This is a genomic window from Actinomadura sp. J1-007, assembly GCF_009793335.1.
Lineage (GTDB): Bacteria > Actinomycetota > Actinomycetes > Streptosporangiales > Streptosporangiaceae > Spirillospora > Spirillospora yumaensis.
Map to the genome: position 1 here is coordinate 5,319,279 of NZ_WING01000001.1, position 17,694 is coordinate 5,336,972.

Below are 17,694 nucleotides of genomic sequence, written 5' to 3' on the forward strand. Positions count from 1 at the left end.
GGGATCACGAGCCGCCCAGCCGTCGGGTCCGGACGACCGCCAGCAGCGCGGGGCCGCCGAGGAACGCGGTCACCACCCCGACGGGGAGTTCGTCGGGACTGAGCAGGACCCGGGCGGCCACGTCGGCGGACAGCAGCAGCGCGGGCGCGAGCAGGAGCGTGCAGGCCAGGACCCAGCGCTGGTCGTTCCCGACGGCCCACCGCGCGGCGTGCGGCACCATCAGGCCGACGAACCCGATCGGCCCGGCGGCGGCCGTGGCCGTACCGGCGAGCAGGGCGACGGCCGCGACCAGTGTCGCCCGCAGGCGGTTGACGCCGAGGCCGAGGGCCGTCGCGGTCTCCTCGCCGAGCGCGACGGCGTTGAGGGCGCGGGCGCAGGCGAGCGCCAGCACCAGCCCGGCGGCGAGGAACGGCAGCAGCGTCCAGGCGGTGCCGAGGTCGCGCCCGGTCAGCGACCCGGCGCTCCACGCCCGGCCCTGCTCGAACGCCCGCGGATCGAGCAGGGCGAGCCCGCTGGTGATCCCGGTCAGCAGCGCGCCCAGCGCGAGGCCCGCCAGCGTCAGCCGCAGGGGCGAGGGGCCGCGCGCTCCCGCCGAGCCGGCGAGGTAGCCCGCCACCGCCGCCACCAGCGCGCCCCCCATGGCGAACCAGACCTGCCCGGTGACCGTCGTGACGCCCAGCGTCCCGGCGGCGAGCGCCACGGCGAGGCCCGCGCCGGCGTTCACGCCGATCAGCCCCGGGTCGGCCAGCGGGTTGCGCGTGTAGCCCTGGATCAGCGCGCCGGACAGGCCCAGGCAGGCGCCGACGATCAGGCCGAGGACGGTGCGGGGCACGCGGCTTCCCCACACCAGCCGGGCCTCGTGGCTGCCGTCCCGGGCCCAGAGCCCGTGCCACAGGTCCGTGATCGGCAGGTCCTGCGCGCCGACCGCGACGCTGGACGCGGCGGCGAGCAGGACGGCGGCCGCGGCCGCCGCCAGCCACAGCGTCCGGTGGTCAGTGCGCTTCGCGCTCATCGGCCAGGTCCTCGGAGGTGGGCGGGGCGTCCTGGGCCGTTCCGCGGCGCCAGTAGCCGACGAACGCGATCGCGCTCTTCGGCACGGCCCGTTCGGCGACGAAGTGCCGCCGGAGCCGGCGGACGGTCGCGGCCTCACCGGCGAGCCAGACGTAGGGGAGGCCGAGCCGGATGTGGTGCTCGGCCACCGCCCGTACGAGCCGGTCGCCGTGCGCGCCGTCGCGGTGCACGTAGGCGAGGGACAGGTCCGCGGCGGTGTCGAGCCGCTGCTCCTCCGCCGGGCCGTCGATCTCGACGAACGCCTGTACGGGCAGCCCCGCGGGAAGCGCTTCCAGGGTGGCCGCGATGGCGGGCAGCGCGCTCTCGTCGCCCGCCAGCAGCATCCAGTCGTACGCGGCCGGGACGCGCTTGTGGCTGGGCGCCGGACCGATCATGGCGATCCGCCGCCCCACGGCCGCGTCGCCCGCCCAGCGCGAGCCCGGCCCCACCGGGCCGTGCAGCACGAAGTCGATGTCGATCCGCGGGGGATCCGTCCGGTGGGCGCGGACGCTGTAGGTGCGCATGTACGGGCGGACCGCCGGGTCCATCTCCCGGTACGCGGCGTACCAGCGGACCAGGTCGCCGTCCTCGGGCAGCGGCGGGACGTCCGGCGCGGACCGGCCCGGCGGCGGGAGGAAGAGCTTCACCTGCTGGTCGGGCGCGACGGAGGCGAAGTCGGCCAGGTCAGGACCGGTGAAGGTGATCCTGCGCATCCGGGGCGTCACGTCGGTGACGCGGGCCACGGTGAGGTCGTGGTAGCGGACGCCGTCTCTCATGTTCCTGTCCCCTCGGTCGTGGCGGGCCGTCGCGTCCCGGCCCGTTCGCCCGCGCTCGGCGCGTCGGGGGTGCGGCGCGAGGACGGGAGGATCACGGCGGACGCGGCCCCGCCCAGCACCAGCAGGAGGGCGCCGATCAGCAGCACCGTCGTGTACTCGGCCCCCTCCGCCGCGACCGCGACGAGCACGGCCAGGCCGAACGAGCCGCCCAGTTGCTGGCTGGTCGTCAGGACGCCCGAGGCGAGGCCCGCGTCGCGTTCGGGGACGCCGGTGGAGGCGAGGGCCCCGAGGGTGAGGAAGGCGGCGCCGATCCCCACGCTGGCGACGGCGGAAGGGCCGAGCACGGCCGCCGCGTACGGCGCGTCCGGCGTGAGCAGCCCGAACCAGGCGAGTCCCGAAGCGCCCACCGCCGACCCCGCGACCAGCACGCGCTTGGCCCCGAACCGTACGGCCAGCGCGCCCCCCGCCCTGACGCCGACGACGATGCCCGCGCTGAACGGCACGAACGCGAGGCCCGCCTGGACGGCGGTGTAGCCCATCCGCTCCTGGAGGTAGAGGGACAGGAAGTAGAACGCGGCGAGCTGCGCCGACGTCAGCAGGAACCCGAACACCGCGGCCCCGACCCGCTCCCGCCGTCCGAAGAACGCCAGCGGGACCAGCGGGCGGCGGACCCGCCGCTCCACCAGGACGAACGCCGCGAGCGACACCAGCCCGGCGGCCAGCGGGACGGGCGCGCCGCCGCTCACCGCGCCGTACACCAGGGCGGCGAACCCCGCGGTCACGAGCACCGCGCCGGCCCAGTCGAGGTCGCGGAGCGAGGCCGTCGCCGTGGACCGCACCGACAGCAGCCCGGCCAGCAGGATCACCGCGGCGATCGGGACGTTCCCCAGGAACACCCAGCGCCAGCCCAGCGTCTCGGTGAGCACGCCGCCGAGCAGGACCCCCGTCGCGCCGCCGAACGCGCCGGCCATGCCCCACCAGGCCAGCGCCGCCCGCCGCTCCGGCCCCTCGGGGAACGCCGACGTCACGAGCGCCAGCGCCATCGGCGCGAGGACGGCGGCGGCCACGCCTTGCAAGGCGCGGGCCGCGACGAGCATCCAGCCCGCCGTGGCGGCGCCGCCCCACGCGCTCGCGGCGGCGAACAGCACCAGCGCCCCGGCCAGCAGCGCGCGGCGGTCCACGAGGTCGCCGATCCTGCCGCCCAGCAGGACGAACCCCGCGAACACCAGCGTGTAGGCGTTGACCACCCATTGCAGGCCCGAGGGCGTGAAGGCGAGGGCCCGGCTGATGGCGGGCAGCGCGACGTTCACGATCGACAGGTCCAGGGAGACCAGGAATTGCAGGCCGACGACCGTGGTCAGCATCCAGCGCCGGCTCACCGGTCCGCCAACCGGGTCAGGGCGGGCTTGAGCGCGTCGAGGGTGTAGCCGAGGTTCAGCGCCGACGGATTGCGCAGCGCGGTGCCCTGCTCGACGTTCAGCCACGCCACGTCGCCTCGCCGCACCACCTTCAGCTCCTGGAACTGCGGGCTCTTCTCCAGCGCCGTGCGCAGCCCGTCGTTGAACGGCGCGATGACGAGCAGGTCCCGGTCCAGCAGCCGTAGCCGCTCCATGCCGATCTGCCCCTGCACGCCCGCGTTGCCGGCGAGGTTGCCGCGCACCGACGGGTTGAGCGACAGCGACAGCGCCGACAGGAGCCTGTTGGCCGCGTCCTGCGGGTCGGAGACGACCGCGACCAGTCCGGGGCTGCTCAGCCCGGCGAACGTGACCGTCCTCCCCTTCAGCCGCGGCAGTCCCGCCACCGACGCGCGCAGCTTCCGCTCCGACTCGGCCACCAGGGTCCTCGCCTCGGCCTCGCGCCCGAGCGCGCGCCCGGTCACGAGCGTGACGTCCTGCCAGGTGTCGGTGAAGCCGCGGCGCAGCATCGGGATCGTCGGCGCGATCGCCGACAGCCGCTGGTAGACGGCCTTGTCGGAGGCCACGAACCCGGCCAGGATCAGGTCCGGCCGCTGGGCGGCGATCGACTCCACGTTCAGCGTCGCGGCGGACACGACGGGCAGCAGCTTGGTCTTCGCCGGGTCGAGCCGGCCCCGCTGCCAGGCGTACGGCCGGCCGCGCCCGTAGGGGTTCCCGGGCGCGGCGACCGGGGCCGCGCCGAGCGCCAGCGCGGGATCGGTGAACGAGGGCACCAGCGTCACCACCCGCCGCGGCCGTCCCTCGATCGTCGTCCTGCCGTGCTGGTGCTCGATCACCACACCGCTCCCGGACGCCGCGTGCTCCGTCCGGTCCGCCGAGCAGCCGGCCGACGCCAGCACGACCAGCGCGGCCAGGACGGCCCGCCATCTCGCAACCATCCGCGCTCCTTGTTAGGCTTACCTTACCTAACACTGTTACATAACCTGATCGCGGCGGGCAACCCGGCAGAATGGGGGCATGGTCAACACAGGCGGACGGCCGGCGCGGCTGAACCTCGACCGGATCCTCGACGAGGCCCGGGAGATCGTGGCGGCCGACGGCGTGGAGAAGCTGTCGATGCGCAGGCTGGCTGCCCGGCTGGACAGCACGCCGACCGCGCTCTACCACTACGTCCGCGACAAGGACGAGCTGCTGGCCGAGCTCATCGCCTCCGCCGACCTGCACATTGACGCCGCGGCGCTGCCTGAGGGCGGCACCGAACGGCTCGTCGCCCTCTGCGAGCGGATGCACCGGCTGTTCGTCGCGCACCGCTGGGCGATCCCCGTCCTGGCGACCGGCGTCGCCGTCAACGCCCGCGGCGCCTGGCTGACCAACGAGATCCTGACCGCCCTCACCGAACGCGGCCTGACCCCGTCCGAGGCGTTCCTCGCCCACGAGACCCTCTGGTACTTCACCGCGGGGCACGCGCTGCTCGCCCACCGGCACCGGCGCCACGACGCCGCGGCCCCGCCGCACTACACCAGCGCCCCGCAGGCCCGCGGCCTGGCCATGATCGAGGAGCTGGCCCCGTCTCCGGGGACCTGGCCCGCGACTACTCGTTCACCACCGGCCTCAGGCACCTGCTCGACGGAACGCTCCCGAGGGAGCGCGGCGCGTGACGATCGCCTCCGCCGCGCACGCGATCCCCGCCGAAGATCAGCGGGACCGGGCGGCGGGGGGTAGCGTTCCGGAGCGGCAGAGATCTCCTCGGACCGTCCGGAAGCGGAGCCCGCATGTGAACGAAGACCAGCTCTCGATCGCCGACACCACGAGCGACCGGCCGACGTCCGCGCGGGCCTACGGCTGGCTGCTGGGCGGCAAGGACAACTACGAGGTCGACCGGCGGTTCATCCGCGCCCAGCTGGAGCACCACCCCGCCGGGCTCGACATCACCCGGCAGAACCGGCTGTTCCTCTACCGGGCCGTCCGCTACCTGACCGTCGAGGCCGGGATCAGGCAGTTCGTCGACATGGGCTGCGGGCTGCCGACCGACGCCAACGTGCACCAGGTCGCCCGCGAGTTCGCGCCGGACGCCCGGGTCGTCTACGTGGACATCGACCCGGTCGTGCTCGCGCACGGGCGCGCGCTGCTGGCCGGCGACGCGTCCACCGCGGTGATCACCGCGGACATGCGCGACCAGGACGCCGTCCTCGCCCATCCCGACGTCGAGCGGCTGATCGACTTCTCCGAGCCGGTCGCGGCGCTGTTCCTGTCGGTCGGCCACCACCTGCGCGACGCCGACGGCCCGAGCGCGTCCTGCGCGCCGTGACCGACCGGGCCGCGCCGGGCAGCCACCTGACGTTCTCGCAGGTGGCGTGCGACGACCCGGAGCGCTGCGCGCGGATGACCGAGCAGGTCACCGCCGCCGGGATCCCGTGGCAGACCCGCACGCCCGCGCAGATCGACGCGCTGCTGTCGGGGTTCGACCCGGTCGAGCCGGGCCTGTGCGACCTGGCCGACTGGCGCCCGATGGACGTCCAGCCCCCGCTCGCCCCCGTCCCCGAGGAGCTGCGCCGCTACGAGGGCGCGTCGCGGCTCGACCGCGGCGTCTACGAGTACGGCGGCGTCCTGCGCAAGCGGTGAGCCTCAGACGCTGCGGAGCACCGACACGACGACGCCCAGCACCGCGGCCTCGTCGCCGTCGATGACGTCGTAGGCCGGGTTGCGGGGTTCGAGGAGCACGTGCCCGTCGCGGCGCCGGTACACCTTGACGGTGGCCTCGCCGTCGATCATCGCGGCGACGATCTGTCCCGAGTGGGCCTCGGGCTGCTGCCGGACCACGACGAGGTCGCCGTCGCGGATCGCGGCGTCGGTCATCGAGTCGCCGCGGACCCGCAGGGCGAACACCGTGCCGCGCCCGGTGAGCTCGCGGGGCAGCGACAGCGTGCCGTCGAGGTGCTCGTCGGCCGCGATGGGCGCGCCGGCGGCGATGTCGCCGACCAGGGGAACGGTCACCGAGTCGTCGGCGGGCTCCCGTCCGGCGCCGCCGTTCAGGAACGCCCGCACGTCGATCGGCCGGGCGACCGAGGTCCCGCGGCGCAGGAACCCCTTGCTCTCCAGGCTCGCCAGGTGCCGGGACACCGACGAGGCCGACCGCAGGCCGACGGCGTCGCCGAGCTGCCGCGTGCTCGGGGATACCCGTACCTGACCACCCAGTCCCTGATCGCGGCCAGTATCCGCTGCTGGCGCGGCGGCAGGGCGGAGGCGTCCAGCCCCTCGAACGCATCAAGATCATCGTAGGCGGTCACCCACGGGATTCTAGAGGCACCCCCGGACGGTTTCCGGGACGCGCGGCCCCGGCCTGCGCGCACGCGCCGTACGGCACGCATCGTTGCCGGACGCCGCAACCCGTTGCCGAACGCCGCAACCACCCGTTGCGCCCTTCCTCAACGGGTCGCGCGCTCGCTGCAATGAAATTCGGCTCGCGGGAATCCGTTCGCGGGCTCGAATACGCAGGGAGACGTCCTTATGCCCCGCCGTTCGACACCGGCCGTCAGGCTCGCGATCATTCTCGGCTCGGCGTTGGCCGCCGGCATCCTCACGGGGACGCTGACTTACGTCGGCACCGCGTCCCTTTCCCTCGCGGCCGTCGCCGCGATCAACACCGTCCTCACCGTGATCAGCCTCCTCATGCAGATCTTTCCGCTCGGGCCCGCGGACGGCGGCGGCAACGCCCCCGGATAAGGGGCCCGGAGCGATGGCCTGCCGCCTTTCCCGGCTCCGCCCGCCCGGTACGGGAGCCGGGCGGAGCGGCGCGGAACCGTTGCGGCAACTGGCAACACAACCTCGTGCGAGCGCCCTGTGACGCGGCGGAGAGCGCCTGATAATGGCCGCATGTCCGAGTTGATGCCGAGACCAGCGCATGATCCGGCTCCACGGCAAGATCAAACGCCGATGCACCTCAAGCCCGCGGTGCGGGAATGGACGGAGGCCCTGCGCGACCTCTTCGCCGCCACGGGCTATTCGCAGAACCAGTTCTCGCGGGTCTTCCATGTGGACAAGGGAAGCCTTTCCCGGTACCTGAGCGGCCATCGCGTCCCGAACGACCACCGTTTCCTGGACAAGCTGCTGGACATCCTGGCCAAGGGCGGAAAGCCGGTCGGGGAAGGCGTGTACGAGCACCTCACCCTCCTGCAATTGAAGGCACTGCTCGTCGCGCACCCGCACAGGTATCTCGCGCGGCTCGTCACCGACGAGCTGGAGGCGGCCCTCGCCGCCAGGCAGACGGCCGAAGGCCGCGCAGGGGACCTTGAGGAACAGATCCAGAGGCGGGTGCGGCAGGTCGAGGAGCTCGCTGCGGACCAGGAGCGGCTGCGCGACGAGTGGGCCGCCGACCGGGCGGCGATGACGGCCGAGCGCGACCGCCTGGAACAGGAGATCGCCGAGCTCACGCGCGACCTCCAGCGGGCCCGCCGCACCAGGGACGAGGCCGAGGAGCGCTGCCGCCAGCTCGAAGTGTTCCTCGACCATCTGGAGGGCGTCCAACTCTCCGATCTGAACGGTCTGTTCGGCAACGTCGACTTCACGGACCCGATGTCCGTGGTCAGCCTTCTCGACGACCTCCGGAGCCTCGGGGCGTCCGGGCACGCGATGGTCATCGCCGAGCGCGTGGCCACGGAGACCTCGCTCGACCGGCCCCACGTGATCGGTCTGCTGCTCGACCGCCTCCAGAGCGTCCGCGCGAGCGCGCAGGCCCGCGTGCTGGCGGTGCGGGCGGCGGTGAGCATGCCCCTGGACAACCTCTACGCCGCCATCGACCTGATGGTGCGGCTGACCAGGATGGACGCGAGCACGCAGGTGGGCGTGCTCGCGGACCGCATCGTGGACGCCGTCCCCGTCACCGACGCGCGCACGGTGACCATGACGCTCGACAGCCTGCGCGAACTGAACGCCGACGCCCAGGCGAACGCGCTCGCGGAACGGGCGGCGGCAGGTCTGCCCGTGAGCGATCCGCTCGCGGTGGCGCTGTTCCTCGGCCGGCTCAGGGACATGGGCGCCGACGCGCAGGCCGGGGTCTTCATGGCACGCGCCGTCGCGGCCACGCCGCTCGACCCCCCGCACATGGTCCTCGACCTGCTGAAGACGCTACGGGCGATGGACGCGTCGGGGCTGTGGACGACCCTGGCGGCGCGCGCGGCGGAGGAGATGCCGGTCCGGGACATGAGGGCGACGACGGCGCTGCTCGATCTGTTTCGCGACCATGCGCGCGACACGGCCCGGGGCTTCGCGGCCCGAGCCGCCGTAGGCGTCCCGCTCGACCGTCCGCACGCGGTCGTGGGCCTGCTGGACGCCATGGACGGCATGGGGTTCGCGGCCGCGTCCGAGCGTCTGGCGGAGCGCGCCGCCCGCGAGACCCCGCTCGACGATCCGAACGACGTGGCCGCGCTCCTCGTCCGCCTCGCCCGCCCCGGTACGTTCGGCAAGGCCGAACTGCTCGCGGCACGCGCCGTGTCCTGCTCGCTGGCCGGCCCGCGGGCGGTCGTGCTCCTCCTGCGCCGGCTCCAGGCTCTGGGCATGACCGCGCAGGCCAGGGAACTCGCGGAGCGCGCCGCCGCGGAGATGCGGTTGAACGTCCCCCGCACGGCCGTCGATCTGCTGGATCTGTTGCAGGGGTTGCACCTGGCGGAGGAGCGGAACCTCCTGCTCCGGCGCACCGCCGCCGAGATGTCGCTCAACGACGCCATGGCCACGGTCGCGGTGCTGGATCGGCTCTGGGACAGCACGGAGTGGCAGGCGGCTCGGATTCTGCTCCGGCGTGCCGCTGCCCACATGTCGCTGGACGATGGTGAGGCCACGGTCGCGGTGCTGGAACGGCTCCGGGAGAACGGGTCGGGCGAGCACACTGAGGTGTTGCTCCGGCGTGCCGCCGCCCACATGTCGCTGGACGATGGTGAGGCCACGGTCGCGGTGCTGGAACGGCTCCGGGAGAACGGGTCGGGCGAGCACGCTCAGGCGCTGCTCCGGCGTGCCGCCGACGACATGAAACTCGACAAGCCCGAAGCCGCGGTCGCCCTACTGGCCATGCTCCGTGACCATGTCCCGGACGGGGCGGCGGCGTTCGCCAGGCGGGCCGCCGAAGGCATCCCGCTCGGCGATCCGCGCGCGGTGGCGGGCTTGCTGGACGGCATGGCCGACATAGGGCTGGCGGCCGAGTCCGAACGGCTCGCAGGACGCGCCGCCGCGGGCGTCCCGCTCGAAGACCCGGACGCCGTGGCCGTCCTCCTGGCCACCCTGGCCGGAACCCAGCCGTCCGGCACGTCCCGCCTGCTCGCCGGACGAGTCGCGAAGACCGGGCCCGTCACCAGGCCGGGCACCGTACTCCCCGCCTTGGACGGCTTGAAGGCCGCGGGGGCCACGTCCGAGACGGTGGAGTTCGCCAGGCGCGCCGCGTTGGCGATGCCGTGCGAGGACCACCGCGAGGTCGCGGCGCTGCTGCACGCGCTGCGTGAGGAGAAGATGAAGGTGCATGTCGGGCTCTTCGCCGAGCGCGCCGCCACCGAGTTCCCGGTGAAGGACGCCCGGGGAGCCGTCAGCCTGCTGGACGCCCTGTACGAGGTGGGCGCCAGGGTGTCCGCGAAGGCGTTCAGCGAACGGGTCGCCGCCGCACCGCCGCTGGACGATGTCCGCGCGCTGCTCACCCTGCTCGACAGCCTGGGCAGGACCGGTTCCAGCATGGAGGCCCGGATCCTCGCCGGACATGCCGCCGTGCGGATTCCGCTCGACGACTCCGCCGCCGTGGCCGAGCTGACGGACCGGCTGCGCGGGCTGGGCGCCGACGCGCAGGCCGACGTCCTGGAGCGCCGCTTCGCGCCGACCGGGTGAGGGACGGTGTTCACGGTTCAGCGGTCCCGGTCGTACACGATGCGGCCGCCCGCGAGGGTGAGGGTCGGGGTGAGGTGCTGGAGCTCGGAGTCCTCGACCGCCATGACGTCCTCGTCCAGGACGACGAGGTCGGCGAGGCGGCCGGGGGCGATCGAGCCCTTGCGCCGTTCGGCGTGCTCGAAACGGGCTCCGGCCGTCGTCCACAGGCGGAGCGCCTGCTCGCGGGTGAGGCGCAGGTCCGGCGGGACGTCGGAGAACGGGCCCGGGGCGGCGCCGACGAAGGTGGCCACGCCGCGCCGCCAGTCGGGGAAGGTGACCGGCGCGTCCGAGCTGTCGGCGACGTGGACGCCCGTGGCGAGCAGCGCCCCGGCGGGGAACGCCCGCGCCCAGCGGTCCGCGCCGATGGACCGGGTCATCGACGCGCCGCTGTGCGACTTCATCAGCGAGCTGGTGATCACGCCGATGCCGTGCTCGGCGAGGCGGGCGTACGAGTCCTCCGCCAGCAGGGTCCCGTGGATCAGGGCGTGCCGCGCGTCCGGCCACGGGTCGGCCTTGAGCGCGCGCGCCAGGCCGTCCACCGCCGCGTCCGCCGCGCGGTCGCCGGTGACGTGGACCTGCACCTGGAGCCGGTGCCGGTGCGCCAGCTCGATCATGCGCATGAGCTCCTCGTACCGCGCGTGCTCGTCGTCGCCGCGGGTGATCAGGTGGCCGGTCCCGCCCTCGGGGTACGGGCGGTGCAGCCAGGCGGTGCACTGCGTCGGCACCCCGTCGGCGAACAGCTTGCAGCCGCCGACCCGCAGCCAGTCGTCGCCGAGCCCGGTCGACAGGCCCGCGTACGCCAGCGCCGTCGCGAGGCCCTCGGAGGTGCTCGTCGGGGACGGCCAGTCCCAGTGCAGGAGGGCGTTGACGCGGACGGTCATCCGGCCCTCCCTGCGCAGGGTGGTGTAGTCGCGCAGGAGCTCCGGCCAGACGATCGGGTCGGTGACGCTGGTGATGCCGAGCGCGTTGAGCGTCCGCATGGCGGAGGCGATCGCGTCCAGCCGTTCCCGCTCGGAGTACGGCGGGACGTGCCGGGTGACCAGCTCCTTCGCGGCCTCCAGGAGCAGGCCGGTGGGCTCGCCGTCCGGGCCGCGGACGATCCGTCCGCCGGGCGGGTCGGGGGTGTCGCGCGTGATCCCCGCCAGGCGCAGCGCGATGGTGTTGACCAGGACGGAGTGCCGCGAGGCGTGGTGCAGGATGGCCGGGCGGTCTCCGGTGACCGGGTCGATCAGCGAACGGTGCGGGCCGGGGACCTCCGCGTCGAACTCCGGGATGTTCGCCTCGCGCCAGCCCTCGCCGGCCAGCCAGCCGCCGGGGCCGGGCGCCCCGGCGAGCGCGCCGCGCAGGTCGTCCAGAGAGCCGAGGCCGTTCAGGTCGGCCGAGTACGGCGGCCCGGAGAGGCCGAACATCGCCAGGTGCAGGTGCGCGTCGTTGATCCCCGGCAGCACCGTGCGCCCGCCGAGGTCGACCGTCCGGGTCCCCGGGCCCGCGAGCGCCCGCACCTCCCGGTCGCCGCCGACGGCGACGACGCGGTCGCCCGCCACCGCGACGGCGGTCGCGGTCCGGGACTCCTCGTCCAGCGTGAGCACCGTGCCGCCGAGCAGCACCAGGTCGGCGTCCATCGTCACCAGCCCTCCTCCAGAACGTCGTCCAGCGCCGCGGCGAACTCGTCGGCGTGGGCCCGCGTGAACGTCAGCGGCGGCTTCAGTTTCAGAACGTTCCACGCCGGGCCGGTCGGATACACCAGCACGCCCCGGTCCTTGAGCCGTTCGCAGACGATCAGCGTCTCGTCCGACGCGGGCTCCTTGGTGCGCCGGTCGGTCACGAACTCGACGCCGCTGTAGAAGCCCTGGCCGCGCACGTCGCCGATCAGCCCGTGCCGTTCCGCCAGTGCCGACAGCCTGTCGCGCAGGTACTGCCCGGTGACCAGCGCGTTGTGCTGGAGGCCCTCCTCCTCCACGACGTTCAGCAGCTCCAGGCCGACCGCGCAGGCGACCGGGTTGCCGCCGTAGGTGGAGAAGAACCGCCCCGCCGGGTCGAACGCCCGCGAGATCTCCCGGGTGGTGACCATCGCCGCCACCGGGAACCCGTTGCCCATGGCCTTGCCCATCGTCACGAAGTCGGGGACGACGTCCGCGCCCTGCGTCTGGAAGCCCCAGAACGCCTCGCCGAGCCGGCCGAACCCCACCTGCACCTCGTCGGCGATCGTCAGCGCCCCGTGCCCGGCGGCGGCCGTGAAGATCGGCGCGAGGTAGCCGGGCGGCAGGACCACCTGGCCGCCGCCCGCGAGCAGGGCCTCGAACAGGAACGCCGCCGGCGGCCGTCCCGCCGCGGCGAGCCGGTCGAAGGCGTCGGCCACGTGCCGGGCGTACCTCGCCCCGGCGTCCGGGTCGTCGTAGCCGTACCGGCCCCGGTAGCGGTCCGGCACGGGGGTCGGGTGGGTGGTGTCGGGCTTGCCGTAGTGCCGGTAGCGCGAGGGGCTCACGTCGGAGACCGCCGAGGTGTAGCCGTGGTACGCGTCGTCGATGATCACCACGTCGTCCCGCTTGGTGAGGTAGCGGGCCATGCGCAGCGCCAGGTCGTTGGCCTCGCTGCCGGAGTTGACGAAGTAGACGACGTCGAGGCCGTCCGGCAGCGTCGCGGTGAGCCGCTCGGCGTACTCCGACAGCACCTCGTAGACGAACCGGGTGTTGGTGTTCAGCCTGCCGAGCTGGCGCGCCGCGGCCTCGACGAGGCGGGGGTGGCCGTGCCCGGCGAGGGTGACGTTGTTCAGGGCGTCGAGGTAGGCGCGCCCGTGCTCGTCGTAGAACCGGCAGTCCCGCGCGCGGACCATGGTGATGGGGTCGCTGAAGTAGGTCGGGTGGGTGTTCGGCAGGTGCCGCCGCCGCGCTGCCAGGGCCCGGTCGGCGGCGGGCGTCCAGGCCGCGACCGCGTTCTGCCCGCCGAGCAGCGGCGTCGGGTCGGGGAACAGCGCCTGCCACAGCGCGAGCTCGGAGTCCGGGGCCTGCCGCGGGACGTCCGGCCAGGCCGTGACCGGCACGGCGGTCATCTGGATCCGGACGCGCGGCGGCAGCCCGTCGGCGGCGTCGGCCGCGACCTGGCCGAGCCGTCCGCCCGCCGGTACTTCCTCGCCCTCGGCCAGGTCGTGCGACAGCCCGGCGTAGAGGGTGCGGAACCGTACGCCGTCGGCCGGTTCGTGCCGCAGCACCAGATCGGCCCCGGCGCCCTCCACCACCCCGGCCAGCGGCGCTCGAACGGGGGTGCCGGAGGAGGCGAAGACGTCGAGCCCCAGGGGAACGTCACCGGACCCCGGGCCGCGCCGCCGCGGAGCGAGGAACCTCGGCTCGCCGTAGCGGCCCACCGGCACGCCCGGACCGTACGCCCGGATGCCGTCGCGCGCGGCGGCGCGCAGGGAGTCGGGCTCGCGCGGGTCCGCGCCGTCGAAGCACTCGCCCGCCGCGTCGAGCCGGAACGGGCCGAACGGGCCCTCGACCGGCGGCGTCACGGACGCGGCGTTCCCGGCCAGCCAGGCGGCGGCCGTCGCGGTGGCCGGGTGCGCGGGCAGCCCGCACGCCTGCCGGACGGCGGCGCGGCCCACCTCGGCCGGGACGTCGGCGAGGAGGCGGGCGAGGCCCGCGACGGCGGCGGACCGGTGCCGGGGGTCGCCGTGCCGCCGTCCGGCGTCCAGCCGCGCGGTGGTCGCCGCGACCGCCGCCGACCGTACGGCGATCAGCGGGAACAGCAGGTCCAGCTCGTCCTCGCCGAGCGGGCACGCGCCGTGGTACGCGGCGGTGAGCGCGGCGGCGACGGCCAGCGGCTCGGCCGCGCCGCGCATCGCGCTGGAGGCCAGCACCGCGAGGTCGGCGGCCCGCGGCGCCCGCGCCGCGTCACCGAAGTCGATCACGCCGGACACCCGGGTCCGGCCGCCGTCCCGGCGCACCAGCACGTTGAACGTGTTGAGGTCGTGGTGGACGACCGCCGCGGGCAGCCCGCCGAGCCGTTCGTCCAGCAGGGGCAGGTGGCGCGCCTGGATGCGGGCGACCGCCGCCCGCAGGTCGGGGTCGCGGACGTGCGGGACCGACCCGGCGAGCGCCGCGCCCGCGTGCGCGAACTCCCAGTAGTGGGGGTCGGGCGGGTCAGGGGGGTGAACGACGCGGTGGCGGCGGCCAGCCGCCCGGCCGCCGCGCCGACGTCGGCGAGCAGCTCGGGCGACCTGCGGCGCACCTCGGCCAGCGGGGCGCCCGGGACCCAGGTCAGCAGCCGCACCAGCAGGCCGTCCACGGCCGCGACCCGTTCGCCGGACCGGTCGGGGACGGCGCGCGGGACCGCGCAGCCCGCGTCCCGCTCCGCGAGATGCGCGAGCAGCGCCGTCTGGAACGCGGCGGCCCGCCGCTCGCCCGCGCCGGTGACCTTGAGGACGTACTGCTCGCCCGCGGCGTCCACGACGTGGGTGTTGCGGTCGGTCTCGCCCGCGAGCGGGCCGAGCGTGACCGGGTCGAGCCCGAACCGGTCCCGGAGGACGTCCCGCAGGAACGCGTCGGTCACCTCGGGTACGCCGGCGGTGATGCGCTCGAAACGCTCGTCGGCTCCGGCGGCCTCGCCGGTGCCGTTCCGGCCGCCGCTGTCGGTCTGCGTTGTCACGGGCGGGACTCCCATCGCCGGGGGACTGGACGGACGCCGGACGCCGGGCTCACGCGTCCGCCGGGATCTCTGCGGCCACGGGCGGGACCGGCGCGCCGGCGCCGCCCGTGACGATCGACTGGTGCTCGGGGTCCCAGCTCACCGTGACGCACTCGCCGGGCATCGCGGGCAGCGGGGACCCGACCGGGTGGGTCGCGGTGCCGGTGGTGCCGTCGGCGAAGCGCAGCCCCACCTGGTGGCGGTCGCCGACGTACACGACCTCGGTGACGGTCGCCCCCAGGCGGTTGCGCCCGGACGCGACGTCGGCGGCGTCGCCGTGCAGCGACAGCCGTTCGGGCCGGACGACCGCGACGCCCTCGGCCCGGTCGAGCCGCGGGTCCAGGCGCGGGGCCCTCAGCGCGTGCGCGCCGCAGCGCAGGACGCCGGCGGCCTTGTCCACGGTCCCGCGGAAGCCGTTGGACTCGCCGAGGAACTGCGCGACGAACAGCGTCTCGGGGCGCTCGTAGAGCTCGGCCGGCGCGCCGACCTGCTCGATCCTGCCCTCGTTGAACACCGCGATGCGGTCGGAGAGGGTGAGCGCCTCGTGCTGGTCGTGGGTGACGAAGATGAACGTCATGCCGAGCTCGCGGTGCATCCGCGCGATCTCGCGCTGGAGCCGGTCGCGCAGCCGCTTGTCCAGCGCGCCGAGCGGCTCGTCCATCAGCAGCGCCCGGGGCTGGTACACCACGGCGCGGGCCAGCGCCACGCGCTGCTGCTGCCCGCCGGACAGGTGTCCGGGCAGCCGGTCGGCGTACGGGCCGAGGTGCACCAGCTCCAGCGTCTCGGCGACCTTCGCCGCGATGTCGGCCTTGCGCATCCGGCGCTGCTGGAGCGGGAACGCCACGTTCCGGGCCACGCTGAGGTGCGGGAACAGGGCGTACTGCTGGAACACGACGCCGAGGTCGCGCTTGTGCGGCTTCAGCCGCGACACGTCGCGGCCGTCGATCTCGATCGAGCCCGCCGACACCGACACGAACCCGGCGAGCATCGACAGCATCGTGGTCTTGCCCGAGCCGGACGGCCCGAGGAACGTCATGAACTCGCCGTGGGCGATGTCGAGCGACACCGCGTCCACCGCCGGGCGCGCCGTCCCGGAGTAGACCTTGGACACCCCCTTGATCCGGATCCCGCGGCTGCTGTCGTTGACGGTGGGGTTCATCGTGTCCTCCGCTCGCGGCGTACGAACTGCGGAACAAGCAGCACGAGGGTGGTGGCCGTCACCATCAGGCTCGACGCCGCCGCGATCGTCGGGTCGATCTCAAGGGTGATGGAGTTGTACATCTGCACCGGCAGGGTCTGGATGTCCGGCGTCTGGAGGAACAGCGCGACGACCACCTCGTCCAGCGAGGTGACGAACGCGAAGGCGAACCCGGACAGCACGCCCGGCGCGACCAGCGGCACGGTGATGCGGACGAACGTCGTCCAGGCGGTCGCGCCGAGCGTCGCGGCGGCGACGTCCATCGTGCGGTCGTAGCCGGCCAGGCTGGTCGACACGGCCGTCACGACGAACGGGAGCGCCAGCACGGTGTGCGCGATCACGAACCCGACGGCCGTGCCGTTGAGCTGCCAGCGGATGAACACCCCGTAGACCGCGACCGCGACGACGATCCCCGGCATGATCATCGGGGCCGTCATCAGCGTGCGGACGGCCCCGAGGCCGCGGAACCGCGACCGGTTCAGGCCGAGCGCGACCGCGACGCCGAGCACGGTGGCGCAGGCCGCCACCAGCAGCCCGATCTGCACCGAGGTGAGCAGCGCGTACATCCACTTCTCGGAGCCGAAGAACGAGCGGTACCAGCGCAGCGACCACGACTCCGGCGGGAACTGGAAGGTGTCGGCCCCCGAGAAGCTCATCGGGATCACGACCACCGTCGGGGTGATCAGCAGCAGCACGGTCAGCGCGACCGCGGTCCGCAGGCCCCAGCCGAGGCCGCCGTCCCGGCCGCCCTGCCGACCGCCGCTCGTGTCACTCATGTCCCACCGCCCCGCCGAGCGCCCTGGCCGGCCGCGCGACCCGGGACACCGCGAACAGCACCACCAGCGTCACCGCCAGCAGCACGCCGCCGAGCGCGCCCGCGCCGCCGAAGTCCAGCAGCCGGTTGACCCGTTCCCCGATCACCTGCGAGACCAGCGACTGCTGCGGGGAGCCCAGCAGCGCCGGAGTGATGTAGAAGCCGAGCGTCATGATGAACACCAGGGAGAACCCGGACAGGACGCCCGGCACCGACAGCGGCAGGTACACCCGCGCGAACGCCCGCCACCGCGGCGCGCCGAGGCTGCCGGCCGCGTCGAGCAGCCGCCGGTCGATCCCCTCCATGCCGCTGTAGAGCGGCAGCACCATGAACGGCAGCATGACCTGCACCATCGCCAGCGTCACGCCCGGGACGGTGCCGAGCAGCACGACGCCGTCGAAGCCCACCGCGCCGAGGAGCCGCTCGATCGGGCCGCCGCGCTGCTCCAGCATGTACCAGGCGAAGTTGCGGGCCATCAGCGACGTCCAGAACGGCAGCAGGACGATCATCGTCAGCACGCCGCGGGCCCGCGCGCCGACCCTCGTCATCGCGTAGGCGTACGGGTAGGCGATGACGAGCGTGGACGCGGCCACGATCAGCGCCGTGACGAGCGTGCGCACCAGCACCTTGACCGAGACGCCGTCGTGCAGGAGCGCGGTGTAGTTGCCGAGGCCCGTACGCGGCTCGGTGAAGCTGCGCCACACGATCGTGGCGATCGGGTAGAAGAAGAACACCAGCAGCAGCGCGGTCGCGGGCAGGACGAGCCAGGCGGCGCGGGCCCGGAGGCGCACGCCCCGGCGCCCCGGCGTCCCGCGTCCCCCCGCCGCCGGGACCGTGGTGGTCGTCGTGGTCGTCATCGCG

Annotated in this window: 13 protein-coding genes and 2 pseudogenes; 4 read left to right on the forward strand and 11 right to left on the reverse strand. The window is 74.4% G+C overall.

The annotated features are described in order from the left end of the window. Window positions 1-4 precede the first annotated feature (4 nt). From GEV43_RS24165 to GEV43_RS24180, 4 genes are read right to left on the reverse strand one after another with little or no spacing between them, the layout of a single operon-like run. A complete protein-coding gene (locus GEV43_RS24165; protein ID WP_160822641.1) occupies window positions 5-1,012 on the reverse strand; it encodes an iron ABC transporter permease in 1,008 nt (335 codons plus the stop codon). After that, window positions 993-1,826: a siderophore-interacting protein gene (locus GEV43_RS24170; protein ID WP_160822642.1), complete on the reverse strand. Its 834-nt coding sequence runs from the start codon at window positions 1,824-1,826 to the stop codon at window positions 993-995. The genes GEV43_RS24165 and GEV43_RS24170 overlap by 20 nt, the downstream gene beginning before the upstream one ends. Next, window positions 1,823-3,205, reverse strand: a complete 1,383-nt coding sequence (locus GEV43_RS24175) for an MFS transporter (RefSeq protein WP_206681259.1) — start codon at window positions 3,203-3,205, stop codon at window positions 1,823-1,825. The genes GEV43_RS24170 and GEV43_RS24175 overlap by 4 nt, the downstream gene beginning before the upstream one ends. Continuing rightward, window positions 3,202-4,179 (reverse strand): ABC transporter substrate-binding protein, encoded by a 978-nt coding sequence (locus tag GEV43_RS24180; RefSeq protein ID WP_160822643.1) that lies wholly within the window; start codon window positions 4,177-4,179, stop codon window positions 3,202-3,204. The genes GEV43_RS24175 and GEV43_RS24180 overlap by 4 nt, the downstream gene beginning before the upstream one ends. Window positions 4,180-4,258: 79 nt before the next feature. Here GEV43_RS24180 and GEV43_RS24185 point away from each other — a divergent pair, with 79 nt between their 5' ends. Together GEV43_RS24185 and GEV43_RS24190 are read left to right on the forward strand one after the other, a co-directional pair. Next, window positions 4,259-4,963 (forward strand): TetR/AcrR family transcriptional regulator, encoded by a 705-nt coding sequence (locus GEV43_RS24185; RefSeq protein ID WP_160822644.1) that lies wholly within the window; start codon window positions 4,259-4,261, stop codon window positions 4,961-4,963. 52 nt (window positions 4,964-5,015) lie between these two features. Further along, window positions 5,016-5,863, forward strand: a pseudogene (locus GEV43_RS24190) (SAM-dependent methyltransferase). Between the two features lie 3 nt (window positions 5,864-5,866). On the opposite strand, the gene lexA reads toward GEV43_RS24190, so the two are convergent. Then, on the reverse strand, window positions 5,867-6,361 hold the full coding sequence (gene lexA, locus GEV43_RS24195) for a transcriptional repressor LexA (protein WP_309239816.1): 495 nt from the start codon (window positions 6,359-6,361) through the stop codon (window positions 5,867-5,869). Between the two features lie 387 nt (window positions 6,362-6,748). Here lexA and GEV43_RS24200 point away from each other — a divergent pair, with 387 nt between their 5' ends. Together GEV43_RS24200 and GEV43_RS24205 are read left to right on the forward strand one after the other, a co-directional pair. After that, the gene (locus GEV43_RS24200) at window positions 6,749-6,964 is read left to right on the forward strand and encodes a hypothetical protein (protein ID WP_160822645.1); all 216 of its coding nucleotides are present in this window, start codon (window positions 6,749-6,751) and stop codon (window positions 6,962-6,964) included. Between the two features lie 210 nt (window positions 6,965-7,174). Further along, window positions 7,175-10,102, forward strand: a complete 2,928-nt coding sequence (locus tag GEV43_RS24205; RefSeq protein ID WP_160822646.1) for a helix-turn-helix transcriptional regulator — start codon at window positions 7,175-7,177, stop codon at window positions 10,100-10,102. A gap of 17 nt (window positions 10,103-10,119) precedes the next feature. Here GEV43_RS24205 and GEV43_RS24210 read toward each other — a convergent pair whose 3' ends face one another. The 6 genes and pseudogenes from GEV43_RS24210 to GEV43_RS24235 form a co-directional block, all read right to left on the reverse strand. Beyond that, a complete protein-coding gene (locus GEV43_RS24210) occupies window positions 10,120-11,763 on the reverse strand; it encodes an amidohydrolase (protein ID WP_241683808.1) in 1,644 nt (547 codons plus the stop codon). A 2-nt stretch (window positions 11,764-11,765) separates the two neighbouring features. Beyond that, window positions 11,766-14,195, reverse strand: coding sequence for an aminotransferase class III-fold pyridoxal phosphate-dependent enzyme (locus GEV43_RS53935; protein WP_375539103.1), 2,430 nt, complete (start codon window positions 14,193-14,195; stop codon window positions 11,766-11,768). Between the two features lie 62 nt (window positions 14,196-14,257). Then, window positions 14,258-14,797 (reverse strand): annotated as a pseudogene (locus GEV43_RS24220) (phosphotransferase); the annotation flags it as partial. 34 nt (window positions 14,798-14,831) lie between these two features. Further along, complete coding sequence (locus tag GEV43_RS24225; RefSeq protein WP_160822649.1) at window positions 14,832-15,980, reverse strand: ABC transporter ATP-binding protein; 1,149 nt, start codon at window positions 15,978-15,980, stop codon at window positions 14,832-14,834. Continuing rightward, a complete protein-coding gene (locus GEV43_RS24230) occupies window positions 15,977-16,795 on the reverse strand; it encodes an ABC transporter permease (RefSeq protein ID WP_160822650.1) in 819 nt (272 codons plus the stop codon). Before GEV43_RS24230 ends, GEV43_RS24225 begins: the two co-directional genes overlap by 4 nt. Next, window positions 16,788-17,690 (reverse strand): ABC transporter permease, encoded by a 903-nt coding sequence (locus GEV43_RS24235; RefSeq protein ID WP_160822651.1) that lies wholly within the window; start codon window positions 17,688-17,690, stop codon window positions 16,788-16,790. The genes GEV43_RS24230 and GEV43_RS24235 overlap by 8 nt, the downstream gene beginning before the upstream one ends. Window positions 17,691-17,694 lie beyond the last annotated feature (4 nt).